This is a genomic window from Pseudomonas sp. MYb327 (assembly GCF_040438925.1).
In the GTDB taxonomy this organism is placed as follows: domain Bacteria; phylum Pseudomonadota; class Gammaproteobacteria; order Pseudomonadales; family Pseudomonadaceae; genus Aquipseudomonas.
The window spans coordinates 2,482,542-2,501,000 of sequence record NZ_CP159258.1 but is presented as its reverse complement, the minus strand read 5'-3'; the positions used below and the strand labels follow the sequence as shown (position 1 = coordinate 2,501,000).

Annotated in this window: 17 protein-coding genes; 11 read left to right on the top strand and 6 right to left on the bottom strand. The window is 60.0% G+C overall.

What is annotated here, in order from left to right; all coding sequences use genetic code 11:
• Positions 1–26 precede the first annotated feature (26 nt).
• The 3 genes from ABVN21_RS11160 to ABVN21_RS11150 all read left to right on the top strand — a co-directional run bounded on the left by ABVN21_RS11160 (position 27) and on the right by ABVN21_RS11150 (position 3,201).
• Entirely contained in the window at positions 27–1,001 is a 975-nt protein-coding gene (locus ABVN21_RS11160; protein ID WP_339552140.1) for an AraC family transcriptional regulator, read from the top strand.
• A gap of 95 nt (positions 1,002–1,096) precedes the next feature.
• Complete coding sequence (locus tag ABVN21_RS11155; RefSeq protein WP_339552139.1) at positions 1,097–2,206, top strand: NAD/NADP octopine/nopaline dehydrogenase family protein; 1,110 nt, start codon at positions 1,097–1,099, stop codon at positions 2,204–2,206.
• The gene (locus tag ABVN21_RS11150) at positions 2,203–3,201 is read left to right on the top strand and encodes a 3-hydroxybutyryl-CoA dehydrogenase (RefSeq protein WP_339552138.1); all 999 of its coding nucleotides are present in this window, start codon (positions 2,203–2,205) and stop codon (positions 3,199–3,201) included. Before ABVN21_RS11155 ends, ABVN21_RS11150 begins: the two co-directional genes overlap by 4 nt.
• 39 nt (positions 3,202–3,240) lie before the next feature.
• Here ABVN21_RS11150 and ABVN21_RS11145 read toward each other — a convergent pair whose 3' ends face one another.
• Complete coding sequence (locus tag ABVN21_RS11145) at positions 3,241–4,563, bottom strand: DUF1329 domain-containing protein (protein ID WP_339552137.1); 1,323 nt, start codon at positions 4,561–4,563, stop codon at positions 3,241–3,243.
• 241 nt (positions 4,564–4,804) lie between these two features.
• Positions 4,805–5,038, bottom strand: a complete 234-nt coding sequence (locus ABVN21_RS11140) for a response regulator (protein ID WP_353637238.1) — start codon at positions 5,036–5,038, stop codon at positions 4,805–4,807.
• A gap of 148 nt (positions 5,039–5,186) precedes the next feature.
• Here ABVN21_RS11140 and ABVN21_RS11135 point away from each other — a divergent pair, with 148 nt between their 5' ends.
• A complete protein-coding gene (locus ABVN21_RS11135; protein WP_339552135.1) occupies positions 5,187–6,122 on the top strand; it encodes a LysR family transcriptional regulator in 936 nt (311 codons plus the stop codon).
• On the opposite strand, the gene ABVN21_RS11130 is transcribed toward ABVN21_RS11135, so the two are convergent.
• Together ABVN21_RS11130 and ABVN21_RS11125 are read right to left on the bottom strand one after the other, a co-directional pair.
• Positions 6,107–6,553, bottom strand: coding sequence for a heme-binding protein (locus ABVN21_RS11130; protein WP_339552134.1), 447 nt, complete (start codon positions 6,551–6,553; stop codon positions 6,107–6,109). The genes ABVN21_RS11135 and ABVN21_RS11130 overlap by 16 nt on opposite strands.
• An 11-nt stretch (positions 6,554–6,564) precedes the next feature.
• Positions 6,565–7,914: an amidohydrolase family protein gene (locus ABVN21_RS11125; RefSeq protein WP_339552133.1), complete on the bottom strand. Its 1,350-nt coding sequence runs from the start codon at positions 7,912–7,914 to the stop codon at positions 6,565–6,567.
• Positions 7,915–8,174: 260 nt separating this feature from the next.
• Between ABVN21_RS11125 and ABVN21_RS11120 the strand changes: the two genes are divergently transcribed.
• On the top strand, positions 8,175–8,561 hold the full coding sequence (locus ABVN21_RS11120) for a nuclear transport factor 2 family protein (protein WP_339552132.1): 387 nt from the start codon (positions 8,175–8,177) through the stop codon (positions 8,559–8,561).
• A gap of 311 nt (positions 8,562–8,872) precedes the next feature.
• Positions 8,873–9,331: a transposase gene (locus tag ABVN21_RS11115; protein ID WP_339552131.1), complete on the top strand. Its 459-nt coding sequence runs from the start codon at positions 8,873–8,875 to the stop codon at positions 9,329–9,331.
• Positions 9,332–10,237: 906 nt separating this feature from the next.
• Here the strand turns inward: ABVN21_RS11115 and ABVN21_RS11110 are convergent.
• Both ABVN21_RS11110 and ABVN21_RS11105 read right to left on the bottom strand, forming a co-directional pair.
• Complete coding sequence (locus ABVN21_RS11110; protein ID WP_339552130.1) at positions 10,238–11,395, bottom strand: prolyl oligopeptidase family serine peptidase; 1,158 nt, start codon at positions 11,393–11,395, stop codon at positions 10,238–10,240.
• A 60-nt stretch (positions 11,396–11,455) separates the two neighbouring features.
• Positions 11,456–12,418, bottom strand: a complete 963-nt coding sequence (locus ABVN21_RS11105; protein WP_339552129.1) for a LysR family transcriptional regulator — start codon at positions 12,416–12,418, stop codon at positions 11,456–11,458.
• A 278-nt stretch (positions 12,419–12,696) separates the two neighbouring features.
• Between ABVN21_RS11105 and ABVN21_RS11100 the strand changes: the two genes are divergently transcribed.
• From ABVN21_RS11100 to ABVN21_RS11080, 5 genes are all read left to right on the top strand, one after another.
• Positions 12,697–13,635 carry a VOC family protein gene (locus ABVN21_RS11100; RefSeq protein ID WP_339552128.1) on the top strand — a complete coding sequence of 313 codons (939 nt, stop codon included), beginning with the start codon at positions 12,697–12,699 and terminating at the stop codon, positions 13,633–13,635.
• A gap of 15 nt (positions 13,636–13,650) precedes the next feature.
• Entirely contained in the window at positions 13,651–14,061 is a 411-nt protein-coding gene (locus ABVN21_RS11095) for a Rieske (2Fe-2S) protein (RefSeq protein ID WP_339552127.1), read from the top strand.
• Between the two features lie 87 nt (positions 14,062–14,148).
• Positions 14,149–15,273: an FAD-dependent oxidoreductase gene (locus ABVN21_RS11090; protein WP_339552126.1), complete on the top strand. Its 1,125-nt coding sequence runs from the start codon at positions 14,149–14,151 to the stop codon at positions 15,271–15,273.
• Positions 15,274–15,317: 44 nt separating this feature from the next.
• Positions 15,318–17,015 (top strand): DUF1302 domain-containing protein, encoded by a 1,698-nt coding sequence (locus ABVN21_RS11085; RefSeq protein ID WP_339552125.1) that lies wholly within the window; start codon positions 15,318–15,320, stop codon positions 17,013–17,015.
• A gap of 12 nt (positions 17,016–17,027) precedes the next feature.
• Positions 17,028–18,416, top strand: coding sequence for a DUF1329 domain-containing protein (locus tag ABVN21_RS11080; protein ID WP_339552124.1), 1,389 nt, complete (start codon positions 17,028–17,030; stop codon positions 18,414–18,416).
• Positions 18,417–18,459 lie beyond the last annotated feature (43 nt).

Genomic DNA, 18,459 nt, shown 5'->3' with positions numbered 1-18,459 from the left:
TCCGCTTCAGGTCAGGAGAACCTCCGATGTTGAATGACGTACACCTGCTGGAACGGCACAGCCTGCTCAGCTCGGCCGATTACCGCGAGATCAAGGACAAGGTCAGCCATTACCTGTGCCCGCACAACTTCAACGTCCTGCGTGACGAACCGATTTACACCCGACTCAACGGTGTGTTCTTCGGCGATTCGGCACTGCTGGACTTGCGCTACGGTGCACCAGTGGAAATCAACATCGGCGACATTGCCGATCAATACCTGTTCCGCATTACCTTGCAGGGACACTGCGAGGTGGCGCACGGACGGCGCAGTGCGGCGATGCAGCCGGGCTGCCTGAGCGTTTCCTCGCCGTTCGCGACAAGTCGCATCGTCACCGATGGCGAGTGCCGCAACCTGATCCTGCGCATCGACCGTGATGCCCTGGAGACGCAACTTCAACGCTTGCTCGGCCGCAGCCTGCGCCAGTCAGTGATCTTTGATGTCAGCGTCGATCATTTGGGCGCCGGCGTCGTCAGCCTCTATCACACCCTGGACTACATCTGCCGGCTATACGGCGATGGCGTGGACGGTTCGCGTATTGCCAGCGGGCTGTCCGAATACTTGATGCAACTGTTGCTCACCCAGTTACCGCACAATTACTCGGCGGAACTTCTGATCGATTCCCGCGCGCCGCTGCCGCACCACGTGAAGAAGGCCCGTGACTACATCGAGGAACATCTCGACGAGCCGATCAGCCTGACGACCCTGAGCGAGCTCTGTGGCGTTTCGGTGCGCACCTTGCAGAACGGCTTCAAGCAGTTTCTCCAGCAAGCGCCGGTCGAATACATCCGTGACCGTCGGTTGGCAGTGATCCATGAATCGCTGAAGCAGAGCAGTGTCGATGAAACTGTCACCGACATCCTGTTGCGTCACGGCATCAACAGCTTCGGGCATTTTTCCAGCGCTTATCGGCAACGCTACGGCTGCTTGCCGTCGGAGACTCTGCGACGACTGAAGCATTGAGACTTCTGCGTAATCTGTCACTCGGCTGCGCAATCGGGTGAGTCCGTAGCAGTTCAGGTCGATAGCATCGAGTCACTTACAAGAGGAGTGACTCCATGAAAATTACAGTGCTGGGTGGTGGACACGGCTGTTATGCCGCTGCTGTCGAAATGGCTGAAAAGGGGCATCAGACCCGCCTGTGGCGTCGCGACAGCGCAGCACTCAAGGAACTGCTGGCCATCGGCAGCCTGACCATCAAGGACTACAAGGGCACTCGGCAGTTGTCTGTCGGCAAGGCGGGCGACAAGCTGTCGCTGACCGACAATCTGGCCGAAGCCCTGGGCGACGCGCAACTGGTCATCATCCCGCTGCCGTCGACGTCCCACGAAGACCTGGCCAAACACGTTGCGCCGCACTTGCACGACGGTCAGGTGGTGTTTCTGCCACCGGGCACGTTCGGCAGCTACGTGTTCGCCAAGGCCATGGCCGAGGCGGGCAACCGGAGCAAGGTCGCCTTCGCTGAAACCGGTACGCTGCCGTATCTGGTGCGCAAGCATGGCGCCAGCGACCTGGTGATCAGTTGCTACGCCACCCGCCTGCCGACCGGCGTGTTCCCGAGCAACCTGTCCGAGCACGCGTTCTCAGTGCTGCGCGAAGCCTATCCGAGCGTCGAACCGATTGAAGATGCCCTCAGTGGCGCGTTGATGAACGCAGGCCCCATCATTCATCCGCCGCTGATTATGATGAACGCCGGGCCCCTGGAGCATTTCGAGGCTTGGGACATTCATAACGAAGGCACTCAACCGTCGATTCGCCGCGTCACCAACCAGTTGGATGCCGAGCGCATGGCCGTGCGCGAAGCACTGACCTACGGCGCACCGCACTTCCCCTTGGCCGATCACTACAACAGCAGCGAAGGCGAGGAGTGGATGTACGGTCGCGGCGCCCACGGCAAGCTGACCGACAGCGGCGACTGGCGCGAAGACATCGATCTGCAAAAGCATCGCTACATGCTCGAAGACACTCGCCTGGGCCTGTCTTTCCTGGTGTCCGTCGGCCGCTGGGCCGGTGTGCCAACCCCGGTTGCCCAGGGCTTGCTGAGCATTGCCTCGGTCGTCGCCGGTCGTGATCTCTACGCCGAGGGCCGCACGTTGGAAAATCTCGGACTGGCCGGACTTGATCGGGCGCAGATGACCGAGCTCCTGACCCAGGGTTGCAGCCGATGAACGCCGCGCTGCCGCAAGTCAGCGTGGTCGGAGCCGGGAGGATGGGCGAGGGCATTGCTCTGGCCTTCATCCACGCAGGCCTGCCGGTCACCCTCATCGATATCAAGGATCGCGCCGAGGATGAGCGGCACGGCTACTTCGAGCGAGTGCGCAACAACATCCGCAGTGAACTGCAGATGCTGGTGCGCCTTGGCAAGCTCCAGCCGGAACAGGCGGACACTGCGCTTTCCCGCTTGACGCTGCAATCGCGTTCCCAGGCCGCAGACGCATTGCGTCTGTGCGACCTGGCGTTCGAGGCCGTGCCGGAAATCATCGCGGTCAAGCAGGAGACTTTCGCCTGGGTCAGCGAGCATGTCGCGGCGTCGACCATCATTGCCTCGACGACTTCGACCTTTCTCGTCACCGAGTTGAGCGAAATGGTCAGCGAGCCGCAACGCTTCGTGAATGCGCATTGGCTGAATCCGGCGTACCTGATGCCGCTGGTGGAAGTCAGTCGCAGCGACGCCACCTGCCCGCAGGTGGTCGAGCGGCTGCTGCAACTGCTCAAGCGGATTGGCAAAGTGCCGGTGGTTTGCAATCCGGTGGCTGGCTATATCGTGCCGCGCATCCAGGCACTGGCGATGAACGAAGCCGCTCGGATGGTGGAAGAGGGCGTGGCCAGCGCGGAAGATATCGACACGGCGGTGCGCGTCGGTTTCGGTTTGCGCTTCTCGGTGCTGGGCCTGCTTGAGTTCATTGACTGGGGCGGTGGCGACATTCTCTATCACGCCTCGCGCTACCTCAGTGGCGCGCTGGCGCCGCGTTTCGAGTCGCCGCAGGTGATCGCCGACAACATGCAAAACGGCCGCAACGGCTTGCGCGACGGCCAGGGTTTCTACGATTACCGTGAGGTGGACGTGGACGCCTACAAGCAGCAGCGTATCGGCGCTTTTGTGCGCAAGCTGGAATTGTCGGGTTTGACGCCTGAGTTTGATGGCGCCTTGCGGCAGGACTGAACAACAGGGCCCTGATGTCGGGCCCTGACGCATCGCAGACTAGCGAATACCGGTGCCCGCCATGGACTCCGGCACCCACTGCGCCGTTGATAGCGGTTCGATGTAGCGGATGCCGCCATGAGGTCCCACCACGCCATTGATGTTGTAGGTGCCTTTCGACAAGTCGTAAGTCATGAAAGGGGTGGCGTCCGGGACTTGCTTGTCATAGCTCTGGCTGAAAAAAGCGAAGGATCCACGATACAACTGGCCACGGGTGTCGTACTGATCGGAAGCCAGCGCTGCCCAGGTATCTTCATCGAGGTAAAAGCGGCGCTTCTGGTAGATGTGCTTGGCACCAGGCTTGAGGTTTCCCTCCACGACGTAGACCCGGTGTTTTTCCCAGCGTACGAAATCCGGGGAAATGAAGTCAGGGGTGGTCAGTGACTTTGCGTCGCGGGCGTAGGTGAGTTTGTAGGTGTTGTAGGGCACGATCATTTCCCGCTTGCCGACCAGCGTCCAGTCATACAGCTCCAATGCTCGGGCGGTGCCGGGGTTGGGGGTGTCATAGGCCAGGATCGAAATCTGTTTGACCCTCCGCTGTGCCGGCATGTACTGCCAGGCACGGCCAGGAAACTCCGTGGCATTGGTGGCGTTCTTGAGCATGATCGACTCGCCGGCTCGGCGCGCCGGCCCGGTATAGGACAGTTTCAACTGATAATAAATGTCCGAGCTGTTGAACGGCTTTGACATGTTCTCGTAAATCGGGAAGGAAACGAATGCCTCGCCGGTGACCGCCAGGCTTGGTACGCCCGCCGTGTCGACGTTCCAGGAGTCGTACTTGGAGTGGATGTTGACGCCCTGGTAGCGCAGCAGGAAATTCCACATCGCCTCGGCGCCGGATTGCGGGATCGGGAACGGCACCCCGGGCATCACATTGTCGATGGCGATCCCGCCGTTGATGGCCCTGGCGTTGGTGGCATTCTTGCGGCTGTTGTCCAGTACCGCTTGTGGCAGCGACGCTGTGCGATGAGTCGGATACACGTCGACGCGAAAACCGGGGTAGCGCTTGGCCAATGCTACGGTGGTGGCGCTCAGCATGTCCTTGTACGCATCGACGTTCTTGCCATTGATCGACAGCAACGGTTTTTCGTGCGCGAAGGGGTCGGGGCGCATGCTGTCGCCGGTCTTGAAACTGGAGGGGGCGGTAGTCAGGCCACCGCTGTAGGGCGGAATCGAGCCATCGGCGTTGCCGGCCTTTTCGGCACCCACTCCCGTCAGGACGGTGTCGAGCCGGGCGGCTTCCCGATTCGATACATAGGCGTGGGCATCGATGGCCAGCGCCATGAGGGAAATGGCAGCCAGCAGACTTTTCACGGATTTCATATTGTTATTCTCCTGCCTGGCGTACCAGACAACTCGTGACTAAGGGGTCGCGGTGGGATCCGTCGACTCAATTGCCAGAGACTTTTTAGTACCTCCATTAAAAAGCCCCCGAGTCGGGGGCGCTTCGCATTTGACGACAGTTGCTTGACTATTCATGACATCCCGGCGCCTTGCCGAGGGCCATGAGCTTGCGACGCGACGAATGCTCGGCAGTGGTCGCCGCTAACCTGTTTCCAACGGCTCATGAATCCAGTCGGATCAGCGCGTGTACGCGTGAACTGAGTTCATTCAGGCTGAAGGGTTTGGCCAGGACGCGCGTAGTCGCATCCACCGAAACGAGGCTGGACCCGCCCGCGAAACCGGTGATGAAGAGCACCTTGAGCCCAGGGTATTTGAGCTTGAGCTCGGCGGCCAGGCTGATACCGTTCATCATTCCTGGCAAGCCGATATCGGTCAGGAGTAAATCCAGATTCATTTGATCAAACGTTGTCACTTGAGCTTTTTCTCTGCCCGTGGGCTCTCCAGGTATCGTTAATCGCGATGCCAGCTAACGAGGTACACGATTAGCGGGACAGATACAGGGGGCCCTAAATTGTCGTCCTGCCCTTATCAACGGAAATAACATGCGGTATCGACGTCTCGACCTGAACCTGCTGGTGGCCCTGGATGCCTTGTTGAGCGAATGCAGCGTCAGCAGGGCGGCCGAGCGTTTGTGCCTCGGCCAGTCGGCGACCAGTTCGGCGCTTGGACGTTTGCGTGAGCATTTCAATGATCCGTTGCTGGTTCAGGTGGGGCGGCGTCTGGAGCCCACGGCGTTGGGGCTGGAGCTTGCGCCCAAGGTGCATGAAGCGCTCGCGTTGACGCGAGAGATTGTCGACGCACCGGTGCATTTCGACCCCGCCAGCTGCGCTCGGCAATTCACCTTGGTAGCTTCCGATTTCGTGGCCGGGGTGCTGTTTCCGAAGGTCAGTCTTGAGTTGGCGCGCGTCGCACCGGGTGTGCGATTGAGCCTGCGCGACTTGCCGGTGCCACGCGATGGTGATGTGGTCAGCGAAGCGCTCGACTATCGCCGCAGCGATTGTGTGATCGTGCCGCAACGCCGGTTGAACCCTGCTTACCCGCATGCTCCTTTATTGAGCGACCAGTTGTGTTGCATCGTCTGCGCACAGCAGCCGCAGTACGCCGAGGGTTTGAGCCTCACTCAATACTGCGCAGCCGAGCATGTGGTTCGTGAGTTTGCCGACGGTCGCAACCTGGCGATGGATGCCATGCATCTGCATGAACTGGGCGTTCATCGGCGGGTGGCGGTGGCCCTCGAAAGCTTCGCGCTGATGCCGGAATTCATCGTTGGCACGGCGCGGATCGCCACCGTGTTTCGCCGCCAGGCGCAGCGTTTTGCCCAGCATTATTCGTTGCGTATTCATCCCGCACCGCTGGCCTTTCCGGACGCCGTGCAGGTGCTGCAATGGCATCCGTATCAGGAGCGAGATCCAGCGATGATGTGGTTTCGCGGCCTGATGCTGGAGCAGGCCGCGTCGCTGGATCAACTCGCTGGCTGATCACCGGTATCGGCCAGCAGACCGGCCTGGACGATGGCCTGCACAGCGCAGCGTTCATCATTGTCCGAGGTGTCGCCGCTGATGCCGATGGCGCCGAGAATCTTCCCCTCGGCATTGCGTATCAGCACACCTCCCGCCACCGGAATGACCTCGCCACCCGTCAGGCTGTTGATGGCATCGAAGAACGCCGGCATGGCTTGCGCACGCCGTGCCAGTTCCCGTCCGCCGAAACCCATTCCCAGGCAGCCACGGGCTTTGCCGGTAGCGATTTGCGGACGAAGGAAACTGGCCTGTTCATCTCGCAGGACCGCCAGTGGATGACCCGCCGCGTCCAGCACGGCGGCGGCCAACGGTTTGATCCCGGTTTCTTGAGCGATTCGGATCGCATTGCTGGCGATTTGGGTCGCGGTGAGTAGATCAAGTGTTTGCACGATATCGCTCCTCATACGGCCCACTTGCCCAATTGGGCGACCCGGTCGCGTGTATACAGATCCGTCCATTTCAATGAGTTGAAATCAGACACTTGCTTGGGGTTATAGGGGCTGCGTTCCAGGCGTACCGGCTGGCCGGCCTTGTACACGGCTTTGAGGCGCGAGCGGTCTTGAAGGATGCGAATGTCCTGCAAAGGCGAGCCGTCGAGCAGCAGGAAATCCGCTTGCTTGCCGACTTCCAGTGAGCCGATGGTCTCACCGCGCGGCATGCAACGCGCACCGACGGCGGTGGCGGCATACAACGCTTCGGCGGGTGTGAAGCTCAGGCGAGTGACCAGCAGTTCCAGCTCGCGCGCATGCCATTCGCCATAAGGTGTCACCGCAAATCCGCTGTCACTGCCACAGGCGAAAGGCACGCCGGCGGCTTTGGCGCGCTTGAGCACCGCCGAACCGACGTCCAGCGTGCGTGCGCAGTAACCGGCATATCCGGTGGTGATGGCCGGGTCATGAGGCTGACAAAAGTCCACGGTGTTCTGCGGGAAGGTCATGGTCGGCGCGAGAATACTGCCAGCTTCGAGCAGAGCCTCGATACAGGCGTCGTCCATGTAAAAGGCGTGGAAGACCAGATCGACCCCGGCGCGTGCCGCGTACATCACCGCCTCGCGGCCATAGGCGTGGGTGGCGACTTTGCAGCCCAGTCGATGGGCTTCCTCAACCATTTCGTAGGTTTCTTCGGCGGTGAACGCGGCGATGATTTCGCCGTTCGGGCGGCGGTGGGTGCCGTCCATGGCGATCTTGATCAGGTCGACGCCATCCTTCGCCTGCTTGCGGATTTCTGCCAAGGCTTCGCTACGGCTGGTGACCAGGCGCGCGGTGAAGTATTCCGGAGCACCCACGCGGCTGGGGAACCAGTCGTTCAGGCTCTGTCGATTGGTAATGACCCGGCTGCTGGCGGCGATGCGCGGGCCCTCGAACAACCCTGCGCCGATCGCATTGCGCACCGCGATGCTCAGTTGGCCGCTGTCACCCGGGCAGACCATGCTGGTCACACCGGCGGCCAGTACATGTTGGGCGAAGAACATGCCGCGCAGCGCACGGAATTCGTCGCTGGTCCAGATATCGATGTCTTCTTCGCTCTGCGCGTTTCCGAAGGCCAAATGGGTATGCACATCCACCAGACCCGGCATGACAAAGTTATCGCCGGCGTCCACAACGGCGGCTCCCGGTTGCGGCTGCGGCGCCATGGCGGTCGGACCGACATACGTCAGCAGGCCGTTTTCCACGACCAGGGTTTGCTGTTGACGGGTTTGCAGGCCGGTACCGTCGAACAAGGTCTGGCATTTCAGGTGCAGGGCATTCATGGCGTATTCACTTCGCTGATTGTTATGCAAAGCGAGGCTAGGGCGCCGCCATGGTCACCACCAGCAACTTGCATCAATGGGCGCGTATTGATGGCGTCGATACCTGCTGCAGGCCTGCATCTTCGAGGGCTTGGCGAGGATGAACGAGATCGAGAGGCGGGTATCGCGAGTAACGATGGCTGACATAGTGATCGACGATTTTTTATAGGCTGGATCGCAAGTCTATGGTGCGCGCTCATCACCCACAGAGAGCCCTTCACATGACCACTACAGCCGTAAAAACTGAACTTCTGGCGCTTGAACACGAGCGCCGCCGGGCGTTGGTTGAAGAAGACTACCCACGCGTCGCCGAGTTGTTTGCCGATGACCTGGTGTATGTACACACCACGGGGTTGGTGCAAGGCAAGGCGGACTACCTGGAGTACGCAAAAAGCGCCGTGCAGTACCTGGACATTGAGCGAGGCGAGTTGCTGATCCGTTTCTACGGCGAACACCTGGCAGTCATGACCGGCACGCAATGCAACACGCTGCGCAAGCGCGGCGGCGACCAATCGATCCGCGGTGACGGATTTGCCACGCAGGTCTGGACGCGTGGCACTGAGGGCTGGCAGATCAGCTCGTTCCATGGAACACGTGCGCCTAACTGAGTCCGATCAGCGGCCAATAAAAAACGCCGGAAACCCTAAGGTTCTCCGGCGTTTTTTTGCCGGCACGCAAAAATCCGTAGGAGCCGGGTTGCTGGCGATCACGGCGGTGAATTTGATGACGCTATCGCTGGCAAGCCAGCTCCTACGGGTTTGCGGGTGTACGCGGATTGTTTGGCAGGACACACATCTGTAGGAGCCGGCTTGCTGGCGATGGCGTCCATACTGTTACATCCAGAACCAAACTGTGACAACGCTCCTCAATCTGGCGCACTAGCCTTGTGTTTCGATTGTGAAAACAGGAGGGCAATGGAATGCCTGATCTTCCCCACGCCAATCGCTTGCGCGCCGGGCGCTATTCCCAATCCGGGCAAATTTACCTACTAACCGCCGTAACACGGAATCGCGAACCGCTATTCACCAATTGGCCGACAGGTCGGTTCTTGGTAAGGCAATTTCAACAGGCACAGGCTGACGACCTTGCGGACTCGCTGGCCTGGGTGGTCATGCCTGACCATTTCCATTGGTTAATTGAGCTGAAACACAGCACCTTGCCGGGATTGATGCTGGCCACCAAATCACGCAGCGCACGAGCAATCAATGCCCATTTAGGGCGGGCAGGATGTCTATGGCAAAAAGGCTTCCACGACCGCGCCATTCGCTACGAAGAGGATTTACTGGCAACTGCGCGTTACGTCATCGCCAACCCTATACGCGCCGGTCTTGTCAGGCGTGTACATGATTACCCATTGTGGGACGCCAAATGGCTGTAGAGATGGCCACTGATTGCTGGTCCGCACAAATCCGTAGGAGCCGGCTTGGTGGCGATAGCGAGGGTGAATTTGATGACGCTATCGCTGGCAAGCCAGCTCCTACGGTTTTGCGGCAGCACGCGGATTGTTTGGCAGGGCACACATCTGTAGGAGCCGGCTTGCTGGCGATGGCGATGGTGAATTTGATGACGCTATCGCTGGCAAGCCAGCTCCTACGGGTTTGCGGGTGCACGCGGATTCTTTGGAGGCACACGCATCTGTAGGAGCCGGCTTGGTGGCGATGGCGGTGGTGAATTTGATGACGCTATCGCTGGCAAGCCAGCTCCTACGGGTTTGCGGGTGCACGCGGATTGTTTGACAGGACACACATCCGGAGGAGCCGGCTTGCTGGCGATGGCGGTGGTGAATTTGATGACGCCATCGCTGGCAAGCCAGCTCCTACAGGTATGCGGGTGTACGCGGATTGTTTGGCAGCACACACATCCGTAGGAGCCGGCTTGCTGGCGATGGCGGTTGTGAATTTGATGACGCCATCGCTGGCAAGCCAGCTCCTACGGGTTTGCGGGTGCACGCGGATTGTTTGGCAGGACACACATCCGTAGGAGCCGGCTTGCTGGCGATGGCGGTTGTGAATTTGATGACGCCATCGCTGGCAAGCCAGCTCCTACGGGTTTGCGGCAGCACGCGGATTGTTTGGCAGGGCACACATCTGTAGGAGCCGGCTTGCTGGCGATAGCGAGGGTGAATTTGATGACGCCATCGCTGGCAAGCCAGCTCCTACAGGTATGCGGGTGGTGCACGCGGATTGTTTGGCAGGACACACATCTGTAGGAGCCGGCTTGCTGGCGATAGCGAGGGTGAATTTGATGATGCCATCGCTGGCAAGCCAGTCCCTACAGGCGTCGGTCAGGCAGTGCGGCCACCCAGAGCTTCAGCAACCCAGTCGGCAATGTACTGACCGGCATTGATGCTGTTATCGAAACTGGAATGCTGCACGCCGCCTTCGCGTTCGGTGAAGATTTTCAGCTCGCGTTTCGGGCTGTTGACCAGTTGCTCATACGTACGATGTGCCCACTTCAGCGGGATCTGCGAATCCTTTTCACCGTGGGTCACCAGGAACGGCACCTTGATGCGATCCAGCACGCCGTCCAGGTGGACGTTTTCGGCGATGGCCATGAACTCATCCATGTCTTTTGCACCCCACACCCACTGCACGTGGGCCCAATAGTGCGGGACGGGGAAGCTGCCTTCTTTTTCCAGGCGACGCTTTTGCACATCACGCCAGTCATGGTTTGCGCCCCAGACCACACCGCAGGCAAACCGTGGCTCGAAGGCCACCGCGCGCGGGCAGTAATAACCGCCGAGGGAGACACCCTCCAGGCCAATGCGCTTGGCATCCACGTCGCTGCGGGTTTCCAGCCAGTCGACCACGCGGCTCGCCCAGTGCTCGCTGTCATAACGGGCAGTCAGGTTATGCAGGCGCAGCGCCTCACCCGTGCCGGGCTGGTCGATGATCAATGACGAGATGCCGCGTTTTGCCAGCCAGGCCGGCAGGCCGACGCGATATTTCATTTCCTTGGTCGAATCCAGTCCGTTGACCTGAACCAGGATCGGAGCCGGGCCGTTTACGCCTTCGGCACGCACCAGCAGGCCGGAAATATGTTTGCCTTCATAAGGGATTTCAACGCGCTCGCAGTTTTCCCGCGACAGTTCGAGCCCGCGTTTGAAGGTCTGCAAAAAGCGCTGGTACAGCTCGGTGCGGCCCGGAGCGCCATGGGCCTGAAGGCGTTCGCAGGTCAGGTAGTAAGTGGCCGCGCGGTTATATTTTTCGCCGGCGGACAGGTATCGGCCATTGCTTTCGTCTTCCTCGGCCAGGCCGCAGAGTTTGTCGGCCATCTTCGCCCAGGTTTCGCGAAACGCCTTGGTTCCAGCGGCGTCGGGCTGCTGGGCGGCTTCCTGCAATGGCGCACACATCTCTTCGATTTCGCCTATGCGGGCGCCCATCTCGATGGCCAGGTTGACAGAGAGATTCCACACATAATTGGTTGGAAAGTAGCGGAACATAATTGTTTTTGTCCTTGTGGTTGCCTTGAGCGTTCTCAAGGCACGTTAAGGACGCGCCGGCTAATTGACCAATCGTGACTCGGGATGCGAGGTATCGCGGGCGGCGATAGGATCCTGTTCCAGATGCTGGATGAACTCGCAGATGCGCTCGCGCAGCCAGCGGTGCATGGGGTCGCCGTCCACGCTGCGGTGCCAGAGCATAACCTCGCGCATCACCGGAATCTTTACCGGTGGGTTGAGGATGCGCAGCGGCAAATGCTCGGCATACAGCCGCGCCAGACGCTGGTGCATGGTGGCAATGCGTTGGGTGCCGACGACCAGTTGCGGCAGGGTATTGAAGTCGTTAGTGATCACTTCAATACGGCGGTTGAAGCCGTACTGGTTCATGAACCATTCTTCGATGCTCAAGTGCCGTGTGCGACCAAAACCGACAGAGACGTGGCCCATGTCCATGTACTGCTCAAGGCTCAAACTGTCACCGACCTGGGCGTTGCCGCTCCATACCACGCAGACGTGTTCTTCCTCGAACAGTAGTTTGTGCGGGTGGCCTTCGATGATGTAGCGCTCGGGCACGATCATCAGGTCGACCTCGCCGCGAACCAGCAATTCACCGGAGTTATCGCCAGGACCGAGCATCTCGAAGGTGATATTCGGCGCTTCCTGATGGATCTTCTGAATGACCTGGGCGAACAGCACGCTGATCAGGTAATCCGAGGTAACGAGGCGAAAGTGGCGCTTGCTGGTGGTGGGGTCGAACACCGGTTTGGCGGTGATCGAGGATTGAATCGTCAGCAGCACTTCGCGAATCGGCTTGGCGAGTTCCTTGGCGTAGGGCGTGGGCTGCATTTTGCGCCCGACCTGCACCAGCAGTTCGTCTTCGAAATAACTGCGCAAACGCCCCAGTACGCCGCTGGTGGCGGACTGCGTCATGTGCAGGCGTTCGGCGGCACGGGTGATGTTCTGCTCTTCGAGCAATACATCGAGTGCCACCAGCAGATTGAGATCCAGGTGGTTGAAACGCATCAGGCACGTCCACTGTTGTATTTATTTTGACGATACATTCGGGTGAAATCATCGTCCCGTCAACCCCGCCTGCATGACGTCATCCGGCGCTATCAGGTATCGCGTTTGCCGATAGGTCGCATCCTCACTCGCGATTAGTCAGCTGCCAAAGCGCACGTCACTCTTCGCCGCAGTCGGACCTCTGGCCGACACCACCACCGGATTCCATGCATCGCCGAACGGCCTGATCGAGCGTTTGGCAGCAGTCTCCGGATCATAATTTCAATGGAGTGGTAGCCATGAACATCATTGGCCTTGATGCCCTTATTTTTGGCGTCGATGACATCCAAGCCTGTACCGATTGCCTGCGTGACTACGGCCTTGCGCCGGTTGATGTCGACAGTAATGGCGGGCGTTTTGAAGCACTGGACGGCACGGCCGTGATCATTCGCCGTGCAGACGACCCAACCTTGCCGGTTGCCATCGGCCCGGCGCCGTCGATACGCGAAACCATCTACGGCGTTGCCAGCGCGGCGGACCTCGACGCCATCGAAGACGAGTTGGCGCGGGATCGTCAGGTCACCCGAGAAAACGGCGTGTTGCACAGCGTCGACGACATGGGATTCGCAATCGCTTTCCAGGTAACCGTGCGCAAGGCGTACGACGCCCCGGACGACCTGACCAACGCCGCCGGCCATTCGCCGCAACGCCCGCTGAACCAGCCCGGCATTACCCTCGACATGAGTGCGGTGCCACGCACCTTGTCCCACGTGGTGTATTTCGTCCCCGATGCCGCTAAGGCCGAAGCGTTCTATGCCGAGCGCCTGGGCTTTCGGACCACAGACACCTTTGTCGGCGCCGGGCCTTTCATGCGACCCGCGGGTTCCGACGATCACCATTGCCTGTTCATGATCCAGACCCCTCCGCACATGAAGGGCTGTGAGCACTTCACCTTTCACATGGGCAGCGGCACTGAAGTGCTGTTGGCCGGCACACGTTTCGAGCAAAAAGGCTGGACCAGTTTCTGGGGCCCGGGCCGTCATCTCTTCGGCTCGAACTGGTTCTGGTACTTCAACAGTCCACTGGGTTGCCACATCGAATACGACGCCGACATGGACAAACACGATGACGCCTGGGAGGCACGCCGCGCGCCGCTGTCAGCCGATAATTCGCAGCTGTTCCTGTTCAACTCGAAAGAAAAATGGGCACCCGGCGGTCCGCCACCCAAACAGGGTTGAGGGCGGATGCCAGCCATGAGCCACAGCGATTTTCCCCTGTGCCGGATGGACGAACTGGTGGAAGGGCAGGCGCGCGGATTCGATCCATTGCAACGCGGCAAGGACAGTGTTTTTGCCGTAGTGCACGAGGGAAACATACGGATTTATCGCAACAGTTGCCCTCATCTGGACGTACGCCTGGAGTATCGCAAGGACCGTTTTTTGTCTGCCGACGGCCAGTTGATCATGTGTTACGCACACGGGGCGCAGTTTCTCCCGAGTACCGGGGAATGCGTCTACGGCCCGTGTCTGGGCCAGAAACTGGAGGCATTGCCGTGGCGTGTGGAGGAGGGCTGGCTGCTGCTGCAAATGCCCGGAGTGGAGGCCGAGACTGCTCAGCTTGAGGTATCGCGTTTGGAGATACATCGCATCCCTACTCGCGATTAGTCAAATCCCTGGATAGACGGGAAGCTGAACCCAACGACGCAGTGCCCGGCGCTGCATCGAATCACAAGAATAAAAAGTGAGAGAACCATGAGTGCAGTGAACAAAGTTCTGATCGTGGGCGGTGGCATTGGCGGTTTGTGTGCGGCCATCGCACTGCGGCGCAAGGGCATTGAGGTCGATCTGATCGAGCTCAAGTCAGAGTGGACGGTGTATGGCGTCGGGATCATCCAGCAAAGCAATGTGGTCCGCGAGATGGCCAAGCTGGGTGTGCTGGATGGTTATCTGGATGCGGCGTATGCCTTTGAAGACGTCGCCATTTACGGCCCGGCCGGTCAGCTATTGGCGCGCATTCCTGGTCAACGCCTGGCAGGGCCTGAGTACCCGGCCAACGTCGGCATCTCGCGTCTGGCGCTGCACAAAGTTCTCAGCGAAACGGCGCTGGAGCTCGGCGCCAAAGTACGTTTGGGTCTGAGCGTTGAATCCCTGAACGACACCGGCGACAGCGTAAATGTGCTGTTCACCGATGGCACTAACGCTGTCTACGACCTGGTGGTCGGCGCTGACGGCCTGTTCTCCAAGGTTCGCCATTTGCTGTTCGGCGACACCTACACACCGCGCTTCACCGGCCAATCGGTGTGGCGCTACAACTTCCCGCGTGCTCCACAAATCGATCACCTCGCCAACTACCAGAGTGCCGAAGGCAATGCCGGTCTCGTTCCATTGGCCGGTGACCTGATGTACCTGTTCCTCACGTCCCACGAACCGTCCAACCCGTGGATGGACCCGGCGACGCTGGCCGAGCAGATGCGCCAGCGTTTGCAGGGGTTCACCGGCCTCATCGGCGAACTGCGCGAGCAAATCACCGACAGCAGCCAGGTGGTCTACAAGCCGATGGAAGTGGTCTTCGTCGACGAGCCCTGGTATCGCGGTCGCGTGCTGTTGATCGGCGACGCTGCCCACGCGACTACACCGCACCTCGGTCAGGGGGCCGGCATGGCGATTGAAGACGCCATCGTGCTCAGCGAAGAACTGACCCGCGACGGCAGCATTGAGCAACAACTCGAGCGCTTCATGGCGCGCCGCTTCGAGCGCTGCAAGTTCATCAGCGAAAGCTCGGTGCTGGCCGGTGACAAGGAAATGCAGCACGACCGCGAGTTCGATCGCATCGGCCTGGTCAAGCAGATGCTCGCGCTGACGGCCGAGCCCATCTGATTCACCCACAGCAGTTACCACTATAAAAACAAGAGGTTAACGCGATGGTTAGTTCTACGACTGCGACGCTTGCGCGCCGCCCGGTCAGCTCGTCTGCACCCTTTGCTTTTAGTTTGGCCGCGGCGTTGGTGCTGTGCAGCCAGGCAGCGCATGCCTTTTCGGTGGATACCGGCAATCCGGATTTCAACCTGCGTTGGGATAACACCGTGAAGTACAGCGCCGCCTGGCGTACCCAGAATCCCAGCAGCAAACTGAGCGAGGGCCAGGTGGCGCTCAACCAGGACGACGGTGATCGGGCCTTCAAAAAGGGCCTGATCTCCAACCGTACGGACATCCTTTCCGAGCTGGACATGTCGTTCAAAAACGTCGGCGCGCGCCTCAGTGGCGCCGCGTGGTACGACAGCTCATACCAGCACGACAACGATAACGACGACCCGGCACGGGCCAACGCGCGTTCGGTGGCCTACGACGAATTCACCGACGACACCCGTCATCTGCATGGCGGCGACGGTGAATTGCTCGATGCGTTCGTGTACTGGAACGGCGAAGTGGCCGATCACTCCACGTCCGTGCGTGCCGGTCGCCACGGCTTGATCTGGGGCGAAAGCTTGTTCTTTGGGGCCAACGGCATTGCTGGTGGCATGGCGCCGGTCGACGTGGTGAAGGCGCAGTCCGTACCCAACACCCAGTTCAAGGAAATCACCCGGCCGGTCAATCAGTTGTCGGGTACGTTTCAACTGACCAACGACGTGTCGCTCGGTGCCTTCTACCAGCTGGAATGGGAAGAGACACGCCTGCCAGGTGCCGGCAGTTATTTCTCCACCAGTGACACCATTGGTGAAGGCAACGAACGTTTGATCGTGGGCGCGCCATTTCCTGCATTCCTCGGTGGCAATCCCGCCAGCCCGGCGGCGTTCTTCCATGGCAATGACAAGGAGGCGAAAAGCTCGGGGCAGGGCGGCTTGCAGTTGAAGTACAGCGCGGAAACGGTCGAGTACGGCCTGTACGCAATCCAGTATCACGACAAGACACCCAAGCTGTATTTGAAACCCTCTACTGGCGCGCCGAACTTCAGCACCGGCCAGATCGGCGAATACTACTGGGTATACCCGGAAGACATTCGTGCCTTTGGCGCCAGTTTCTCCACCACCGTCGATGAGTACAGCTTCGCCGGTGAAGCCTCGATGCGCTGGAACATGCCGCTGGTTTCCAACGGTCAAACCGTCCTGCCCGGTGTCGTCGCCGACAACGATGACGATGCGCTCTACGCAGTCGGCCGTACCGCCCACGTCAACCTCAACGTCCTGGCTTCGTTCGGGCCGAACTTCATCGCCAGGGAATCCGGACTGGTCGGTGAGATCGCCTGGAACCGCCTGCTGAGCGTCACCAAAAACCGCGCCGCCCTTGACCCCAATGCCACCGATGACGGCCTCGGGTTCAAAGTGGTTTACACCCCGACCTACCGCCAGTTTTTCTCCGGCATCGATATCAGCATTCCGGTCGGCCTCAGCTATTTCCCGCTGGGCAAATCGGCCGTGGTCAGCTCCTTCGGTCCGGACAACGGCGGCGACATGAACATCGGCATCACCGCCACCTACCTCGATCGCGTCACCGCCGGCCTGACCTACACGCATTACTACGGCGCCGAGGACACCAACCTCAACGCCGCCAGCCAGTTCAATTACAAGCAATCGCTGAAAGACCGGGACTACCTGTCTTTCTCCGTCAAGACCACGTTTTAAGAGGACTTGCGCATGACCCACAACAAGAAAACCGGAGCCTTCAAGCTCAAAGCCCTTTGCTTCGCACTGCTCGGTAGCCTGGCCATTTGCAGCCAACTGACGCTGGCTGCAACGGCGGAAGACGCGGCCAAACTGTCGAAAAACCTGACGCCTTTCGGCGCCGAGCGCGCCGGCAATGCCGACGGCTCCATTCCGGCCTGGGACGGTGGTTACACCAAGGTTGATCCTTCGTTCAAGGAAGGCGGCAAGCGCACCGATCCGTTCGCCGCAGACAAGCCGCTGTTCAGCATCACCTCGAAAAACCTGGCGCAATACGCCGGTAAACTCAGCGACGGCACCAAGGAAATGTTCAAGCGTTTCCCCGACACTTATCGCATCGACGTGTACCAGACCCGTCGCACCGCCGCCGCGCCGCAGTGGGTGTATGACAACACGCTGAAAAACGCCACACGCGCCAAACTGGTCGACAGCAGCGCCGGGCCTGTTCCCGAAGGCGCGTTTGGCGGCATCCCGTTCCCGATTCCGAAGAACGGTGCCGAAGCCATGTGGAACCACGTGCTGAATTGGCGTGGGACCTCGGTGTCGATGCATTTTCGTCACTACCTGATGACCGCCGATGGCAAGCAGGTCATGACCACTGACGGCCAGGCCATTCAGGAGATGCCGTATTACTACCAGGACGGGTCGCCGGAGTCGTTTGCCGGTGACTATTGGCTGTTCCGCCTGCTCAACGTCGGGCCACCGTTGCGCGCCGGCGAGCAGATCATGGGCCGCACCAACATCAATGGCGACCTGTCCCAGGCCCACGTTTACCTGACCGGCCAGCGCCGGGTGCGCAAACTGCCGAATGCCTGCTGCGATACGCCGACACCAGCGACTGCCGGGGTGATGTCCTTCGACGAATTGAGCGTGTTCCAGGGCCGCATGGACCGCTTCAACTGGAAGCTGGTGGGCAAGCAGGAGATGTACATCCCCTACAACACCAACAAGGTGCAAGCCGCCGCCAAACCTGAAGACCTGTTCCTCGCTCACCACATGAACCCCGATTACGTGCGTTGGGAATTGCACCGGGTATGGGTGGTCGAGGCCGATCTGGCACCGGGCAAGCGTCACCAGTTGCCTAAGGGCCGTTACTACCTCGATGAAGACACCTGGCAAGCCATGTTGGGCGATCGCTGGGATGCCAACGGCCAACTGGCCAAGACCCTGTGGTCATTGCCGGCAGTACTGCCAGACCTGCCTGCACAAGCGCAATTGTCTTCGGGCTTCTACGACCTGACCTCCGGCGCCTGGTTTATCCAGAACGTCTACACCGGCCTGCCTGAGCAGTACGGCATGGTGGATCGCTACAAGGCCTCCGAGTTCTCGCCGGCGGCGATGGCGGGTGCCGGGGTTCGTTGAGTCAGACCGGATCGCGGCTGGTGCAGCGTGATCCGGATTCAAA